Annotated in this window: 11 protein-coding genes; 6 read left to right on the top strand and 5 right to left on the bottom strand. The window is 66.9% G+C overall.

The annotated features are described in order from the left end of the window. Positions 1 to 68 precede the first annotated feature (68 nt). Entirely contained in the window at positions 69 to 1,274 is a 1,206-nt protein-coding gene (locus AQ619_RS11555; protein WP_062147530.1) for an acyl-CoA dehydrogenase family protein, read from the bottom strand. A gap of 193 nt (positions 1,275 to 1,467) precedes the next feature. On the opposite strand from AQ619_RS11555, the gene AQ619_RS11550 reads away from it, so the two are divergent. Beyond that, positions 1,468 to 3,108, top strand: a complete 1,641-nt coding sequence (locus AQ619_RS11550) for a phosphatidylglycerol lysyltransferase domain-containing protein (RefSeq protein ID WP_062147527.1) — start codon at positions 1,468 to 1,470, stop codon at positions 3,106 to 3,108. Here AQ619_RS11550 and AQ619_RS11545 read toward each other — a convergent pair. Further along, a complete protein-coding gene (locus AQ619_RS11545; RefSeq protein WP_062147524.1) occupies positions 3,105 to 3,320 on the bottom strand; it encodes a hypothetical protein in 216 nt (71 codons plus the stop codon). The genes AQ619_RS11550 and AQ619_RS11545 overlap by 4 nt on opposite strands. A 210-nt stretch (positions 3,321 to 3,530) precedes the next feature. Here AQ619_RS11545 and AQ619_RS11540 point away from each other — a divergent pair, with 210 nt between their 5' ends. Both AQ619_RS11540 and AQ619_RS11535 read left to right on the top strand, forming a co-directional pair. Then, positions 3,531 to 6,533 carry an SEL1-like repeat protein gene (locus tag AQ619_RS11540; protein WP_062147522.1) on the top strand — a complete coding sequence of 1,001 codons (3,003 nt, stop codon included), beginning with the start codon at positions 3,531 to 3,533 and terminating at the stop codon, positions 6,531 to 6,533. A 121-nt stretch (positions 6,534 to 6,654) separates the two neighbouring features. Then, on the top strand, positions 6,655 to 7,116 hold the full coding sequence (locus AQ619_RS11535; protein WP_062147519.1) for a DUF3429 domain-containing protein: 462 nt from the start codon (positions 6,655 to 6,657) through the stop codon (positions 7,114 to 7,116). 2 nt (positions 7,117 to 7,118) lie between these two features. Here AQ619_RS11535 and pdeM read toward each other — a convergent pair whose 3' ends face one another. Both pdeM and AQ619_RS11525 read right to left on the bottom strand, forming a co-directional pair. Further along, positions 7,119 to 7,826 (bottom strand): ligase-associated DNA damage response endonuclease PdeM, encoded by a 708-nt coding sequence (pdeM, locus tag AQ619_RS11530; RefSeq protein ID WP_062147517.1) that lies wholly within the window; start codon positions 7,824 to 7,826, stop codon positions 7,119 to 7,121. Further along, complete coding sequence (locus AQ619_RS11525; protein ID WP_062147514.1) at positions 7,823 to 10,273, bottom strand: ligase-associated DNA damage response DEXH box helicase; 2,451 nt, start codon at positions 10,271 to 10,273, stop codon at positions 7,823 to 7,825. The genes pdeM and AQ619_RS11525 overlap by 4 nt, the downstream gene beginning before the upstream one ends. A 152-nt stretch (positions 10,274 to 10,425) precedes the next feature. On the opposite strand from AQ619_RS11525, the gene AQ619_RS11520 reads away from it, so the two are divergent. The 3 genes from AQ619_RS11520 to AQ619_RS11510 all read left to right on the top strand — a co-directional run bounded on the left by AQ619_RS11520 (position 10,426) and on the right by AQ619_RS11510 (position 14,759). After that, positions 10,426 to 11,397: an SEL1-like repeat protein gene (locus AQ619_RS11520; RefSeq protein ID WP_166504223.1), complete on the top strand. Its 972-nt coding sequence runs from the start codon at positions 10,426 to 10,428 to the stop codon at positions 11,395 to 11,397. A gap of 46 nt (positions 11,398 to 11,443) precedes the next feature. Then, complete coding sequence (locus AQ619_RS11515) at positions 11,444 to 14,263, top strand: ATP-dependent DNA helicase (RefSeq protein ID WP_062147508.1); 2,820 nt, start codon at positions 11,444 to 11,446, stop codon at positions 14,261 to 14,263. A 61-nt stretch (positions 14,264 to 14,324) separates the two neighbouring features. Next, entirely contained in the window at positions 14,325 to 14,759 is a 435-nt protein-coding gene (locus AQ619_RS11510) for a hypothetical protein (RefSeq protein ID WP_062147505.1), read from the top strand. A 1-nt stretch (position 14,760) separates the two neighbouring features. Here the strand turns inward: AQ619_RS11510 and AQ619_RS11505 are convergent, their stop codons facing one another. Next, positions 14,761 to 15,135 (bottom strand): VOC family protein, encoded by a 375-nt coding sequence (locus tag AQ619_RS11505; RefSeq protein ID WP_062147502.1) that lies wholly within the window; start codon positions 15,133 to 15,135, stop codon positions 14,761 to 14,763. Positions 15,136 to 15,251: the final 116 nt, after the last annotated feature.

Genomic DNA, 15,251 nt, shown 5'->3' with positions numbered 1-15,251 from the left:
TCAGGCGGCTCCCTCAAATGATGTTGGACGGCCCAGATCCGGGCCCGAACGGTACGGACGAATGAGGATCACTGGTGATCCAGCAGGCCGAGCACGCGCTTGGCGACGACGTTGAGATTGACCTCGCTGGTGCCGCCCTCGATCGAGTTGCCCTTCGAGCGCAGCATGCCGCGCGTGACGTTGAGCTCGTCCTTGCTGAAGCCTTCGCCCTCCCAGCCCAGGCCCTGCAGGCCCATGGCCTCGACCATCAGCTCGTAGCGCTCCTGGTTCATCTTGGCGGCGGCATACTTGATGATCGAGACGGCGGCGCTGGGGCCCTTGCCGGTCCTCGACTCCTGTTCGGCGCGACGCACCGTCAGGGCGAAGGCATGGGCGTCCATGCGATGGGCGGCGATGCGGGCGCGCAGGTCGCCGTCGGCAATACGGCCGGCTTCGTCGACGCCGACTTCTTTCTTCGCCACATCAATGAGGTCCAGTCCGCCGCCGCCGCCGAAGCCGCTGGCGGAGATGTTCTGGCGCTCGTACTGCAGCAGGCGCTTGGCGATGTCCCAGCCGCCGTTCAGCTTGCCGACCAGCTGATCCTTGGGAACCTTCACATTGTCGAAGAAGGTTTCGCAGAAGGGCGAGGAGCCGCTGATCAGCTTGATCGGGCGTGGATCAACGCCTGGCGTGGTCATGTCGAACAGCACGAACGAAATGCCTTCGTGCTTCTTGCTGGTGTCGGTGCGCACCAGACAGAAGATCCAGTCGGCCTGGTCGGCATAGCTGGTCCAGACCTTCTGGCCATTGATCAGATAGTGGTCGCCCTTGTCCTCGCACTTGGTCTGCAGGGCCGCGAGATCCGAGCCCGCGCCGGGTTCCGAATAGCCCTGGCACCAGCGGGTCTCACCCCGGACGATGCCGGGGATGAACTGCTTCTTCTGCTCCTCCGTGGCATATTCCAGCAGCACCGGGCCCAGCATCCAGACGCCGAAGCTCATCAGGGCCGGTCGCGCCTTGATGCGCCGCAGCTCCTGTTCCAGGACCTTGTTCTGGGCCTTGGAGAGGCCGCCGCCGCCGTATTCGGTGGGCCACATCGGGGCGGTCCAGCCGCGCTCGGCCATGCGATCGAGCCAGAGCTTGGCGTCGGGATTCTTCCAGACCATCTTGCGACCGCCCCAGGGCGCATCGTCCTCGCCCATCGGCGCATGCAGCGACGGCGGATAGTTGGCTTCCAGCCAGGCACGGGTATCGGCGCGGAAGGCGTCGAGCTCGGTTCCACCGAAGTCGGCCATGGTCGTCTCTCCCTTGGAGTCGTGGTCGTTCGGTGCTTCGCGGCACCGCTCGCCCTCAGACTACGCGTCCGGACGCGTCGGGCAAGTCGATTCAAACAATCGTTTATCGCGACGCGGGCGACCGCGTCACATGTTCCGGCGTATACAGGCGTTCAAAGGGATCCCGCGGGGGATTCGCCGATCCGGGTTGTTGATGTCTGCGCCTGAATTCAGACCGGCGGCACTGGCAATGGCGCCGACGCTTTCGGCGATCCTGGCGGTGTCGGCTGGCGTCATGCTGCTGACCTCCGGAGCAACGCCGTCCGAGCCGACGCGCTTTGCCTTGCTGCTGGCCTTTGCACCTGACCTGCTGATCGAAATCAGCCACTTCGTGTCGTCCATTCTGGGCCTGGTGCTGCTGTTGCTGGCCTTTGGCCTGCGATCGCGCCTCGACGGGGCCTGGTGGGCGGCCGTCATAACCCTCGCCGCGGCGGCACTTCTGGCCATCTTCAAGGGCCTAAACTGGGAGGAGACAGCCCTGCTGTCTCTTTGTTGCCTGCTGATCTTGCCGTTCCACGAGGCCTTCCCCCGCAAGGCGGCGCTGTTTCGGATGGAGATCACGCCGGCCTGGCTGCTGTCGGCGGCGGCGGCGCTGGGCGGCGCGACCTTCTGCGGCTGGTGGATCTTCAACCACACCGAATATGCCGACAAATCCTGGATGCGGCTCATGGGCGACCAGGACGCGGCCCGAGCCCTGCGCTCGTCGGTTGCGGCCGCGATCGTCCTTCTGGCGATCGGGGTCTGGCGCATGATCTCCACGCCGGCCATGCCGCCCGTCGTGGACGACACCGATCCCGAATTCGATCGGGTCCGGGCGATCCTGGCCAAGGCCGAGGATGCCGAGCCCGGTGCCAACCTCGCCCTGCTGGGCGACAAGCGCTTCCTGTTCTCGGCCTCGGGCGAAAGCTTTTTGATGTTCGGGGTCCGGCGGCGATCGTGGATCGCCCTGGGACCGCCCGTCGGGCGCCGCGACGAGCGGATGGAACTGTTCTGGCGGTTTCGCGAACTGGCCGATGCCCATGCCGCCCGTGCCGGCTTCTACGCCCTGGGCCCAGATGACCTGCCCGACAGCGTCGACCTGGGCCTGGCGATACAGAAGACCGGCGAGAGCGCTGCCGTGCCCCTGGCCGCCTTTTCTCTGGTCGGACGGCGGCGCGAGGTCCTGCGTCGCAACTGGCGCAAGGCCGGGGAGGGGGGCGCGGAATTTGAGGTGCTTGCTGCCGGCCAGGCCCCGATGGAGGCCCTGAAGGAGATCTCCGACGCCTGGCTCGGTCACCATGCCGGCGGCGAGAAGGGCTTCTCGATGGGTGGCTTCGACCCACGCTATGTGGCGGAGTTTCCGGTTGCCATTGTTCGGTTCGAAGGCCGGATCGTGGCCTTTGCCACATTGTGGACCACAGCCCACAAGTCCGCCTTCTCAATGGACCTGATGCGCTATTCGGACGACGCGCCCAAGAACGTCATGGACTACCTGTTCGTCGAGCTTCTGCAGTGGGGGCGAGACGAAGGCTATCTGGCCTTTGAGTTCGGCATGGCACCGCTCGCGGGGCTGCAGGATCGCCCTCTGGCCCCGATCATGTCGCGCGTGGGTCGCCTGCTCTATGAGCGTGGAGAAGAGATCTACAATTTCCAGGGCGTGCGCCGGTACAAGGACAAGTATGACCCCGTCTGGCAGCCGCGCTACATTGCCGCGCCGCGCAAGTGGGCGATCCCTTTTCTGCTCGCTGACATCGGTCTTCTGTCTTCGGGCGGGGTCAGCGGGCTGACCAAGCGGCCAAAACGGTCCGCGACCTAATAACGCGCCTGGTGGCCTGTCTCGAGGCCCAGAAGGTTCAGAAGATGGACCAGAAGCAGCATGGCGGCGACGACGCAGATCATCATCAGCGGCCGCCACGGCATCAGGCGCGGACCCTTGAGAATATTGGCGGGACGTGCGCCGCGCCAGCCGCAGACGGTGGCGAGGATCAGCAGCACGACGAGGGTCGTGATCGTAACGGGTAGGTCCATGGGTCATCCATGCCCTGCGACAATCGGCCTGGCAAATGGTTAACCCGCGTTAACCCCCTTGCTTTTTAATCAAGGTAAACAGGGTTGGAGCTGCGCCCTGATTCCTCCACTTATGAATCGCGAACCCACTAGATTTAGCGTTTTGGTCGCGTTTACACCCCAGGAATCGGTGACTAGCGTTGGTCCCCAAGTACGGGGAGAACGATTCGTATGACGGCCGCAGCGCCATGGAGCGTAAAGGGGATAGACCCCAAGGCACGGGAGGTCGCCAAGGACCTCGCGCGTCGCTCCGGCATGACGTTGGGCGAGTGGCTCAACCGCATGATCATCGAGGGTGAAGGGCCGGGTGCCGATGCGCCGTCGGCCGACATCGTCGGTGCCTCTGGCCAGGATCGTTCCGCCCAGGATCGTGGCACCAATGCCTATCTGCATATCGCCTCGGACGGGGACGCGCCCTCCCGTATCGAGATGGCCGAGCATCCTGCCGATGAAGTCGGCCGCGTCGCCATTGCACTGGACCGTCTGACCCACCGGATCGAAGCCGCAGAGGGCCGGTCCGCTGCCGCCATCACGGGCATTGACCAGTCGGTTCGCGGCGCACTGAGCCGTCTGGCCCTGTCCGAACGCGAGCAAATCGCAGTCGCTGCCCGGTTTGAAGGCGCGGTCGACGAGATCCGCACCGAGCAGATGCGCTCTGCTGAACGCCTGCGCCGCATGGAGGCCGAGGCGGTTGGGCCACGGTCTGCTGAAGCCCTCAGGGCGCTTGAAGGCGCGCTGGGCAAGGTTGCCGGGCATCTTTACGAAGGCGAAGCGCGGACCCGCGAAGCGATCGCCGCGCTTGAGGCCCGCCTGGACTCCCAACCAGCTCCCGCCACGGACACTTCGGCCCTCGTCGAAGACGTTGTGGCTCGCCTGGGACAAAGGCTTGAAGCGGCTGAGACCCGCACCGCCGAAGCCCTGCGTGAACTCGGCTCCTCATTCTCCGCCCTGGATGGTCGACTGCAGGCCGTCGAGGGTGGCAATCCCGCAGCCGGCGTCCAGGACCGCCTCGACCAACTGGCCGGTGACCTGACCCGGCGCATGGAGGCTGCTCGTCTTGAGATGGCGGCCAAGCTGCGCGACAGCGCCGATGGCCGTTTTGACCGGATGGAGCAGAAACTCGGCGAGATGGCTGCGCATGTGCAGGCCGCCGAACAACGCTCGGCCCAGGCCATAGAGCGCATGGGGCGTGAGGTCGTGGGTGTCGCTGACGCCTTCAATCGCCGGGTCCAGGCCGCTGAAAGCCGCAATGCTGCCGCGATCGAGCAGGTCGGCGGCGAAGTGGCGCGTATCGCTTCGACGGTCGAACACAAGCTCAACCGTGCGGACAGTGTCCAGGCCCAGGCTCTGGAGAAGCTCGGCAATGAAATCGCCCGCATCACCGAGAAGCTCGCTGAGCGGATCGGAAATGCCGAGCGGCGCAATGCCCTGGCCATCGACGATGTTGGCGAGCAGGTCACCCGCGTCACGGATCGCCTGAACCAGCGTCATGAGCGCTCCTCCCAGGAACTGATCGACCGCATTCGCCAGAGCGAAGAGCGGACCGCGCGGATGCTGGACGAAGCCCGCGAGAAGATCGACAGCCGCCTCGGCGACGCTCAGCGCAAGCTGGCCGAACAGGCCGTGGCACAGCCCATTGCGACGGCGGCACCGGCACCGGCTCCGGTGGTTCGTGCGCCCGCGGTGTCGCCGTTCGAGACCAGCAGCTACTCCTTCGGTGGCGAGCCCGCTGTCGATGAGGACGTTTTCAATACGCCGGCTCCGGCCCCAGCGCCGCGCGCACCCGTCTTTGAGGTCGCAGCCTTCCCCGCCGTCGATCCCGAGCCTCCGGGCTTTGATGACGACGACTATGAGGCCGCAGACGGCTTTGTTGGCCAGGAACCGTCCGAGGCGGTTGAAAGCTTCGCGCCGGCCTCCGACTTCGGTTCTTTCTCGGCACCGGAGGCTCCGGAGTCGATGGAGCCCTCGCGACCGCTGTCGACGCGTGAAGTGATCGAACAGGCCCGCGCCGCCGCGCGCGCTGCGGCCGTCGCTGACGTGAAGGCCAAGAAGGACAAGAAGGACAGCAAGTCCAAGGACAAGCCGGCGCGACCTTCGCTATTTGCCGGTTTCGGATCCAAGGCCTCGATCAAGCCGGCCAAGCGTCGGGTCGGTTCGACGGTCGCAACGGCCCTGATGGTGTTCGGCGTCGCCGGGGCCATGGGCGCGGGTGTGGCGGGCCTGCTGCTGCCCGACCATGGCCAGGGCGAGATGCCGGATCGCGTGGCCCAGTCCATCGCGGGCCGCAAGGCCGAAGTCGAGATCCAGACGGCGGAAGCCGACACCACGCCCGGCGCGCCGCGCGCCGCCGTGGCCCTGTCACCGCAGCTGATCACCCCGGCCACGCCCGAGACGGCGCTGCCGCCGCCCGCGCCGCCGCAGGAAAATGCCCAGGCGCTGTTCGATGAGGGTGTCCGAAAGATCGAGGCCAAGGATCGTTCCGGCGTCGAAGTCCTGCGCAAGGCAGCCAATCTCGGCCTGCCGCGCGCCCAGTTCTATCTCGGCAAGATGTACGAGATGGGCGAGGGCGGTGTGAAGAAGGACCTCGTCGAGGCCCGTCGCTGGACCGAGCGGGCGGCCATCGCCGGTGATCCGCGCGCGATGCACAACCTGGCCCTGTTCTATTTCAAGGGCGAGGGCGGCTCCAAGAACTCGACCACGGCGGCCAGCTGGTTCCGCAAGGCCGCCGATCAGGGTCTCGTCGACAGCCAGTTCAATCTGGCTCAGCTCTATGAAGGCGGCTGGGGCGTCAGCCAGAATCCGGCTGAAGCCTACAAGTGGTACGTGATCGCCGGCCGCGCGGGGGATGCGACTTCCAAGGCGCGGGCGGCGGCGCTACGGCCACAGCTGACGGCCGAGGCCCAGCGCACGGCCGACCGGTCCGCCATGGGATTCCGCGCCCAGACCGTGAATGCTTCGGTGATCCCGACTACCGCCACCGCTTCGGCGTCGGCCGGTCTGGGAACGGCGCAGCGCGTGCTGTCGCAACTGGGCTATTATCAGGGGCCGCGTGACGGCGTTGCCTCGCCGGCCCTGCGCATGGCGATCGCCGCCTATCAGCGTGATCAGGGCCTGCCGTCCTCGGGGGCTCTGGATACCGAAACCCTCAACCGGCTGTCGGTATATACCCGCTGACCGCCGCAGGACGCTTGAATCCACTCGGCAAATATCCTCCGTGGACCTCGCGGCCTGACTGAGTATAGTCGCGGCCGGGGTTGGGAAGGTCGCGGGGGCGGCCCTCCGCAGGAGTAGATTGATGAGCGAGCCATCTGCGGATCGCGTACCGGCTCCGCCGGCGGTTTGGGTGTTCGGCCTTGCGACCCTGATACCCTTCTTCGTGGCGTCGGGTCTGTTCTGCTACGGGCCGGCCGGGTCCCAGAGCGGGGCCCTGCTGTCACTGCTCGCCTATTCGACCGCCATGGTCTCTTATTTCGGCGGCGTGCGGACGGGGCTTGAGATTGAAAACCCCAGCCCACGCTGGATGGTCCTGGGCCTGTCCCTTCTTTTCCCCCTGGCCGGCTTTGGCCTTCTGGTCGGCGAACTGCGCTTCGAGCCGGCCTGGCAATTGTCAGGTTTCCTGCTCGTCTTCCTGCTGCAGTGGGTTTGGGACGTTTCGGATCATGATGGTCCGGCCTGGCGACCCAGGATGCGGACCCTCCTCACCTCGGGGGCCGCGATTTCGCTCGCCTTCGCCCTGGAGCAAGCCCTGCATATGTAGGTCTAGTCGGGCCGCAACGAGCGTGGCCCGATCGCATGAAGGCGGTCCTTGCCCAGAGCCGCCGCCAGGATCGGGCTTTCGAACAGGCCCGCAAAGGCTCCATCCAGAACATTCAGTCCGCCCGTAAAGGCCCCGAAGGCGGGAAGGATCAGCCGCGACCCGTCGGTGACGAAACAGCGCCGTCGCACGCTGCCGCGTCCGCTCGAAACCCGCGCCGCCGGATGCAGGTGACCGGCCACCTCGCCAGGCTGATGACCGTTCCGGGGTTCGTGGCGCAGAACGAGGCCAAGCATCGAGGCTTCGTCGATAATCACGCCAGGCAGGTCCTGAGGACCGTCTTCGTCATGATTGCCCACGGCCCAGACCAGGTCCCGACCCTGCGCCAGGTCTCGCAGGCGGTCGGCGTCTTCGCCCGACAGGCGGCTTTCGCCCTGGCCGTCATGGAAGCTGTCGCCGAGAAAGATCAGGCGGGCGGGCGACAGGGCGGCGATCTCGCGATCCAGCCGATCCAGGGTTTCGCGCGTGTCATAGGGCGGCAGCATCTGGCCGAAACGGGCGGCGTAGCTGCTGCCCTTCTCGAAGTGCAGATCGGCCACCACCAGGGTGCGCTCGGTCTGCAGCCACAGGGCCCCCGAGCCCCGCAACAGGACCCCGGTTCCGGCAAGAGTGATCTGAAGACCGCCACAGGGGCTGGGTTCGAACCGGGTCAAGCCATGGCCTCGGCGATCAGGTCTTCCTCGGCTTCCGCCAGGATCATCTCGCCGGCGGCGTCGCCGGGCGCTCGCTCCCGGCCGATTTCCAGCATCAGCGGCACGGCGAAGGGCGAGACACGGTCCAGGGCGACGTGGTGGATCCTGCCCTTGATGCGTGCCAGCATGTCGCCCAGTCGCGCCACGTCCAGCAGGCCGCTGGCGGCGTCTTCGCGGGCGCATCTGAGCAGAAGATGGTCGGGCTGGTGGCGGCGCAGGACGTCGTAGATCAGGTCGGTCGAAAAGGTCACCTGCCGGCCGGACTTCTCCTCTCCCGGATAGCGCCGCTCGATCAGGCCGGCGATCAGGGCGCAGGCCTTGAAGGTCCGCTTCATCATGAAGCTCTCCTCCAGCCAGGCCTCGAGGTCGTCACCCAGCATGTCCTGGTCGAACAGGGCCTCAAGATCCAGGTCGCTCATCGGCTTGAGCGACCAGAGGCTGATCGCATAGTCGTTGCAGACAAATCCGAGGGGACCGACCCCGAGACGGTCGAGACGCCGGGTCAGCAACATGGCCAGGGTCGAGTGGGCCAGACGGCCGTCGAAGGGGTAGCAGACGAGGTAAAAGCGTTTGCCGCGCGGAAAGGTCTCAAGCAGCATCTCGTCCTCGCCCGGCAGGGCTGAGCGCAGTTTCTGCCAGGCCAGCCATTCCTGGACGTCCGGGGGCAGGGCGGTCCATTCCGTCTCGTCGTGCATCATGGTCCGCACGCGGCTGGCCAGATAGGTCGACAGCGGGAACTTCGATCCGCCCCAGCTGGGCATTTTGGGATCATCCGCCGGCGCCGGGCTGACGAAGGCGTCAGCACCGACGATACTGTTGAAGCGCCAGACCTGGCCGGCGAAGACGAAGGTGTCGCCCGGGGTCAGCTGCTCGAAATAGCCTTCCTCGGCCTCGCCGATCTTGCGCCCGCCCACGGGGCGCTTGCCGCCGCCGACCCGGACATTGACGGTGGCCGGTGAGACGATGGCCCCGACATTCATCCGGTGCCGCTGAACCGTCTGGGCATTGCGGGCGCGCCAGAGACCATCTGGCCCCGGCACGATGCGGCGGAACTTGTCATAGGTCTTGAGGGCGTATCCACCGGTCGAGACGAAGTCGACGACCGCCTCGAAATCCTCCCAGGACAGGGAAGAATAGGGTCCCGCCGAGCGGACCTCGTCATAAAGCGACAAGAGGTCGAAGGGCTCGGAACAGGCGCAGCCCATCACATGCTGGGCCAGGACATCCAGGGCTCCGATCCGCTCAGGATCTCCGTCCAGGTGGTTTTCAAGGATGGCGTCGGCGGCGGCGCGGCACTCCAGCATTTCAAAGCGGCTGGCGGGCACGAAGATCGCGCGGCTGGGCTCATCCAGCCTGTGATTGGCGCGACCGATCCTCTGCACCATCCGGGAGGCCCCCTTGGGGGCGGCCAGCTGGATGACCAGGTCGACGTCGCCCCAGTCGATGCCCATGTCGAGGGTCGAGGTGCAGACCACGGCCCGCAGTGCGCCCCGGGCCATGGCGGATTCGACCTTGCGCCGCTGTTCGGCGGACAGGCTGCCGTGGTGCAGGGCGATCGGCAGGCCTTCGTCGTTCAGTTCCCACAGCTTCTGGAAGGCGAACTCGGCCTGGAAGCGCGTGTTGACGAAGACCAGGGCTGTCTTCGATCCCTTGATGATCTCATAGACCTCGGCCATGGCGTGTTCGGCGGTGTGGCCGGCCCACGGCACCCGGCCGCCGGACACCAGAACCTCGACGACCGGCGGGGCGCCGCCGGAGCCGAGGACGAGATCGACACTGTCTTGGCCTCCGGCACCCAGCCAGCGCCGCACCAGATCGGGATCGTCTACGGTCGCCGACAGGCCGACGCGCCGCATATTCGGGGCAAACTGCTGAAGGCGCGCCAGGTGCAGGGCCAGGAGGTCGCCGCGCTTGGACGGCCAGATCGCGTGCGCCTCGTCGACGATCACGCAGGCCAGGTCGGCGAAGTACTCTCTGGCCCCTTCCCAGGCACAGAACAGGGCCAGTTGCTCGGGCGTGGTCAGCAGGATGTCCGGCGGCTTCAACCTCTGGCGCGCCTTGCGGCTTTCGCCGGTATCGCCGGTGCGGCTTTCAGCGACGATCTTCAGCCCCATCTCCCGGATCGGAGTCATCAGATTGCGTTCGACATCCACTGCCAGGGCCTTGAGCGGCGAAATGTACAACGTGTGCACGCCGGCCGGCGTGTTGCGGGGCGAGCGCTGCGAAAGGTCAATCAGGCTGGGCAGAAAGCCGGCCAGGGTCTTGCCACCGCCGGTCGGGGCGATCAGCAGGGCGCTCCGTCCGGCCTGGGCCTTGTCCAGCATGGCCAACTGATGTGGACGCGCGTTCCAGCCGCGCGCGGCGAACCAGGCCTGGAAGCGGGGAGGAAGGACAGCGGCCGCGGGCATTGCCTGTGGCTATAGCATGTTCCCCTTCCGTTTCCAGTCGCTGCCGGGCAGTGCCGGCCCAACTCGCCTCTCAGGCAGCAAGGCTTGACGCTCGTCGTCCGGCGGCAACAATCGGGCGGTTGTCTGGGGTGGTCATGATTTTAAAGGCGCTCTTGGTCCTGTTGGGACTGGCTGCGTTGGGGGCAGCCCCGACGGCCCAGGCGCGCCAGCAGCCTGCGTCGTCCCCCGTGGTCACGTCCCTGGCTGATCCGGTCTTTACCGGCCTGCTGAAACGCGCCGAAGCCGGGGACGCCACGGCCTATGTCGACCTGGCCTTCGCCTATCTTGATGCCGAAGGGGCGCAGTATGACGTCAAGGCCGCGCAGGCCTGGCTCACCAAGGGCGTGGCGGCCGGCGTGGCCGAGGCCATGCTGGAGCTGGGCAATCTCTATTTCGATGGCGAGGTCGTTCCGGAAGACCGGCGCAGGGCGCTGGGTCTCTACCGTCAGGCGGCAGAACTGGGCGACCTGGACGCCCTGTACAATGTCGGCATCGTCTATGAAGGCGGCGGCGGCATAGAGGCGGACCTGGTCGAAGCCCTGCGCTGGTACCGTCGGTCAGCGGACGCCGGCTCCGAACTCGGCATGGTGCAGGTGGCCAATGCCTATCAGCAGGGGCGCGGGGTCAGTGTCGACATGCGCAAGGCCGTTCTCTGGTTGAACAAGGCCGTGGTGGCAGGCTCGGCGGCCGCGATGAACGATCTGGGTGCCCTCTATTCCAACGGCAACGGCGTTCCCCAGGACGATGCCGAGGCGCTGAAGCTCTTTACGGCCGCCGCACGCAACGGTTCGGCCATCGCCATGGCCAATGTCGCCGTGGTGCATCACAACGGCGAGGGCGTGCCGGTCGACTATGTCGAGGCGATCCGCTGGTATCAGCTGTCTGCGGATCATGGCTACCTGCCGGCCTATTACCGTCTGGGCGTAATGTGCGAGGCGGGAGAGGGTGTCCGGTTTGATCTGGAGACGGCGCTCAGCATGTACCGCCGCGCGGTTGACAGCGATGATCCGGTCGTTCGCCAGAATGCCCAGAAGGCCATTGACCGGCTCGAACGGGGCGACGAGGAAGACCCGCGTATCGTCTGACGCCGTTCGCATTCTGTTTCCGCCGGCAAGGTGCTAACAGACTCGCGTGACCGCTTCGCCCATGACTCTCGATCTTGCACCTGCGCTTGTCGTTCTTCCCGGACCGAGGGCGGGATACGCCGATGGCGACGGCAGTGGCCGGTTGCTGCGCGCGCCTGACGCCCGCGACCTGCTGGAACACGGCCCGGTTCTGGTCGCCCACGCGGCCATGACGGCCAAGCGTCTGAACCTGCATGCGCCGGCGCGCAGCGGACGACTGTTCGATGTGCTGGAACTTTACGCCTTCACGCGGCCCGCCACCTTCTGCGCGCCATCGGCGGTCGGCCTGTCCATGGCCCTGGGCCTGCCCGAACCCAAGGGAGCGGCCGAGCAGGCCGCCAGTCTGAGGGTTTCGGCCGAGGCCCTGCTGTCCGAGCTTCGTCTGACGCCCCAGCCCTCCCGCGAGGAAGCCCTGGCGGTCGCCGAGACCCTGGCCAAGGCCGGCTGGGCCTGGGGACCGGCGGTGATCGGTGCTCTGAGATCCGTTCCGGTCGGCAATCAGTTCCGCAGCTCCGGACTCGATGTCTGGGCCAGGATTTTCGAATGGGAGGATCAGGCCCCGCTCGGGGAGTCCGGTACCCGACCCATCGACCCCGAACGGGCCGGGGAGCGCCTGACCGAACTGCTGCAACGCTCCGGCCTGGATGAGGTGCGCGAGGCCCAGGCGACCTTTGCCCGCGAAGCCGCCTTTGTCTTCCAGCCCCGCGAACGCGAGGGCGAGCCGCGCATGATGCTCGCCGAGGCCGGCACCGGCGTCGGCAAGACCCTGGGCTATCTGGCCCCCGCATCCCTCTGGGCCGAGACCAACGGGCCTTCGGTCTGGATCAGCACCTATACCCGCGCCCTGCAGCGCCAGATCGAACGCGAGAGCCAGTCGATCTATCCCGACCCGGCCGTCCGCGCCCGCAAGGCGGTGGTTCGCAAGGGGCGGGAGAACTATGTCTGCCTGCTGAACTTCCAGGAGCAGGTCAACGGCGCCCAGCTAGGCAATGGCGACCTGATCGGCCTGGCCCTGACGGCGCGTTGGGCCCGGGCGACGCGCGACGGCGACATGACCGGCGGTGATTTTCCGGCCTGGCTGCCGACGCTATTTGCGATCGCGCCCTCCCTGCAGGCCAGCCCGGCCAATCTGGTCGACCGGCGTGGCGAGTGTGTTCATGCCGGCTGCCAGCACTATCGCATCTGCTACATCGAGAAGGCGGTGCGGGCGTCCAAGCGGGCGGACATTGTCATCGCCAACCATGCCCTGGTCCTGACCCAGGCGGCCTTCGACGGCGCGCGGGCGGCGCGGGGTCTGAAGGGCGACAATGAGACCACAGCGGTCAAGCGCGTGGTCTTCGACGAAGGCCATCACCTGTTCGATGCGGCCGACAGCGCCTTTTCCGCGGCCCTTTCGGGGGCCGAGGCGGCGGAGTTGCGGCGCTGGATCCGGGGCCCCGAGGGGCGGGGGCGGCGGGGCCGGGGGCTTGAGGCCCGCCTGCTCGATATCCTCGGCGATCGCGAGGGCGCGCGTCAGGCCCTGACGGCCGTGCTGCACGCCGCTGCCGCCCTGCCGGGCGAGGGATGGTCCGGGCGGGTCGCGCCGCCGGACGGCCAGGTCAATCCGATTGGTCCGATCGAGACCTATCTGGTTGCGGTGATCGAACAACTTCGGGCCCGCAGCAGCGAGCGGGGCGGGATCGAGCAGGGCCTGCAATGCGCCGCCCGTCCGGCCATTGATCTGGTTCGAGAGCGGGCCGGTGAGGCGGCCAAGGCCCTGGCCGGGGTCGAGGCCCCGCTGCTGGCTCTGGCCCGGCAGCTGGAAGATGTTCTCGACGAGGATGCCGAGCATCTGGGTTCCTCGGAGCGGGCCCGTATCGAGGGGGCCCTGCGGGGCCTGGACCGCCGGGCGCGCATGACCCTGCCGGCCTGGCGTTCCATCCTGAAGGCGATCGACGAAGACGCCGAGGATGATCCGGATTTCGTCGACTGGTTCGAGGCGACCTTCCTCTATGGCCGGGTTGTCGACGCTGCGTGTCGGCGGCACTGGGTGGACCCGACCGAACCCCTGCGGGCGGCGGTGCTCAGCCCGGCGCACGGGGTACTGGTGACCAGCGCGACCCTGACCGACCCGGCGCTGGAAGATCCCTTTGCCCTCGCGGAAATGCGAACGGGGGCGGCGCGGATGCCCCAGTCGCCCAAGGTGCTGCGGCTGATCTCGCCTTTTGACTACGAGGCCCATGCCCGGGCCATCGTGGTGACGGATGTCAACAAGGAGGACGCCCGCCAGGTTTCGGCAGCCATGCGCGAGCTGTTCCTCGCGGCCGGCGGCGGTGGGCTTGGTCTGTTCACCGCCATTCGCCGCCTGAAGGCCGTGCACGACATGATCGCTGCGCCCCTGGCTGATCGGGGGCTGGCGCTCTACGCCCAGCATGTCGATCCCCTCGAGGCCGGGGCCCTGGTCGATATCTTCCGGGCCGAGCAGGATGCCTGTCTGCTGGGCACGGACGCGATCCGCGACGGGATTGACGTGCCGGGCAGGTCCCTGCGCCTGCTGGTCTTCGATCGGGTGCCGTGGCCCCGGCCGGACATCCTGCACAAGGCCCGACGTGCCCGGTTCGGGGGCAAGGGCTATGATGACTCCACGGCCCGCGCCCGCATCAGTCAGGCCTTTGGCCGTCTGATCCGCCGGGCGGACGACCGTGGGGTTTTCGTCATGCTTGACGCGGCCGCTCCGACGCGGCTGTTTTCAGGTCTGCCGGATGGGGTCGCCGTCGAGCGCCTTTGCCTGGTCGACGCCATCGAGGCTGTGGCTGCCTTTCTGAAGGATGCGCCCGATCAGGGGTGACGGTTTGAGTTCTGGCTTTCGGGGAAAGATCTTGCAGCGGCGCGTGATCCAGGGATGCGGGATGGCTTTGGCGATCACGGCACTGGCCGGCGTCGCCGAGGCGGAAGAATTTGTCCGTCATGACTGCCGGCCGAGCGTGCAGGCGACCGACGGCCTGAAGTTCGAGAATCCGGTCCATGCCCTGTGGTACCGGCGGTTCTGGACGGGAGCCTGTTCGGACCTCAGCCTGTGCATACCGGGCGCGCCCAACTGGAATGAGGTCGTCGGGCGGCTTCTGGTCAAGGGTGGTCCGTCCGAGCGCGTGGCCCTGTTGCCGAAAGCCTGCCGTCTGGGTCAGCTGGTCGGCATGGAATGGGCACGCGATCGGCGGATCAAGCGGATCAAGACCGACGACCTGCGGACCTTCTACAGCACCCTGGAAGCGTCGGGCGATACGTTGCGCGGGGTCGAGCAGGTCGAACTGCAGGCCCGTGCCATGATCGCCTCAAGGCGCTGAGCTAGCCGAACTTGTAGCCGCACAGCTTGTTGCCATCCAGGTCGCGGAAATAGGCGAAATAGGCCCCTGGCATGCGTTCGCCCGGCCCTCCCTCGTCGGTGGCCCCCAGTTCCAGGGCCTTGGCGTGGAAGGCCGCAACCTCTTCGGCACTGTCGAAACTGAATCCGCCCATGGTGCCGTTGCCGATACAGGCCGGCTGGCCGTCATAGGGACCCAACACGCCGAACAGGCCCGTGCCCTTGCCGCGATAGAGGCGTCCGCCCGAGGCGTGCTCGTGCACCGGGGTCATGCCGATCGAGCCCAGCAGGGCGTCATAGAAGGTCTTGGCTTCGTCCAGCCTGTTCGAGCCCACGGTGAAGTAAGCAACCTTGGCCATGTGTTTTCTCCCGTTTGTGTTTGCAGCGAAGCTAGCATGCAGCGCCCGGCCCGCAACGCTGACGCAGGGTGAGGTCTGGTCTGGATCGGTCAGGGGGCCTTGCGTCCAGGCCCCTC

The sequence above is a fragment of the Caulobacter henricii genome (assembly GCF_001414055.1).
Classification (GTDB): Bacteria; Pseudomonadota; Alphaproteobacteria; order Caulobacterales; family Caulobacteraceae; genus Caulobacter; species Caulobacter henricii.
This window is presented reverse-complemented; position numbering and strand designations above follow the sequence as displayed.

What these genes read in the sequence shown, in the direction of transcription:
- AQ619_RS11555 (WP_062147530.1), bottom strand. Translation starts at nt 1,274, where the DNA reads ATGGCCGACTTCGGTGGAACCGAGCTCGACGCCTTCCGCGCCGATACC.
- AQ619_RS11550 (WP_062147527.1), top strand. Translation starts at nt 1,468, where the DNA reads ATGTCTGCGCCTGAATTCAGACCGGCGGCACTGGCAATGGCGCCGACG.
- AQ619_RS11545 (WP_062147524.1), bottom strand. Translation starts at nt 3,320, where the DNA reads ATGGACCTACCCGTTACGATCACGACCCTCGTCGTGCTGCTGATCCTC.
- AQ619_RS11540 (WP_062147522.1), top strand. Translation starts at nt 3,531, where the DNA reads ATGACGGCCGCAGCGCCATGGAGCGTAAAGGGGATAGACCCCAAGGCA.
- AQ619_RS11535 (WP_062147519.1), top strand. Translation starts at nt 6,655, where the DNA reads ATGAGCGAGCCATCTGCGGATCGCGTACCGGCTCCGCCGGCGGTTTGG.
- AQ619_RS11525 (WP_062147514.1), bottom strand. Translation starts at nt 10,273, where the DNA reads ATGCCCGCGGCCGCTGTCCTTCCTCCCCGCTTCCAGGCCTGGTTCGCC.
- AQ619_RS11510 (WP_062147505.1), top strand. Translation starts at nt 14,325, where the DNA reads ATGGCTTTGGCGATCACGGCACTGGCCGGCGTCGCCGAGGCGGAAGAA.
- AQ619_RS11505 (WP_062147502.1), bottom strand. Translation starts at nt 15,135, where the DNA reads ATGGCCAAGGTTGCTTACTTCACCGTGGGCTCGAACAGGCTGGACGAA.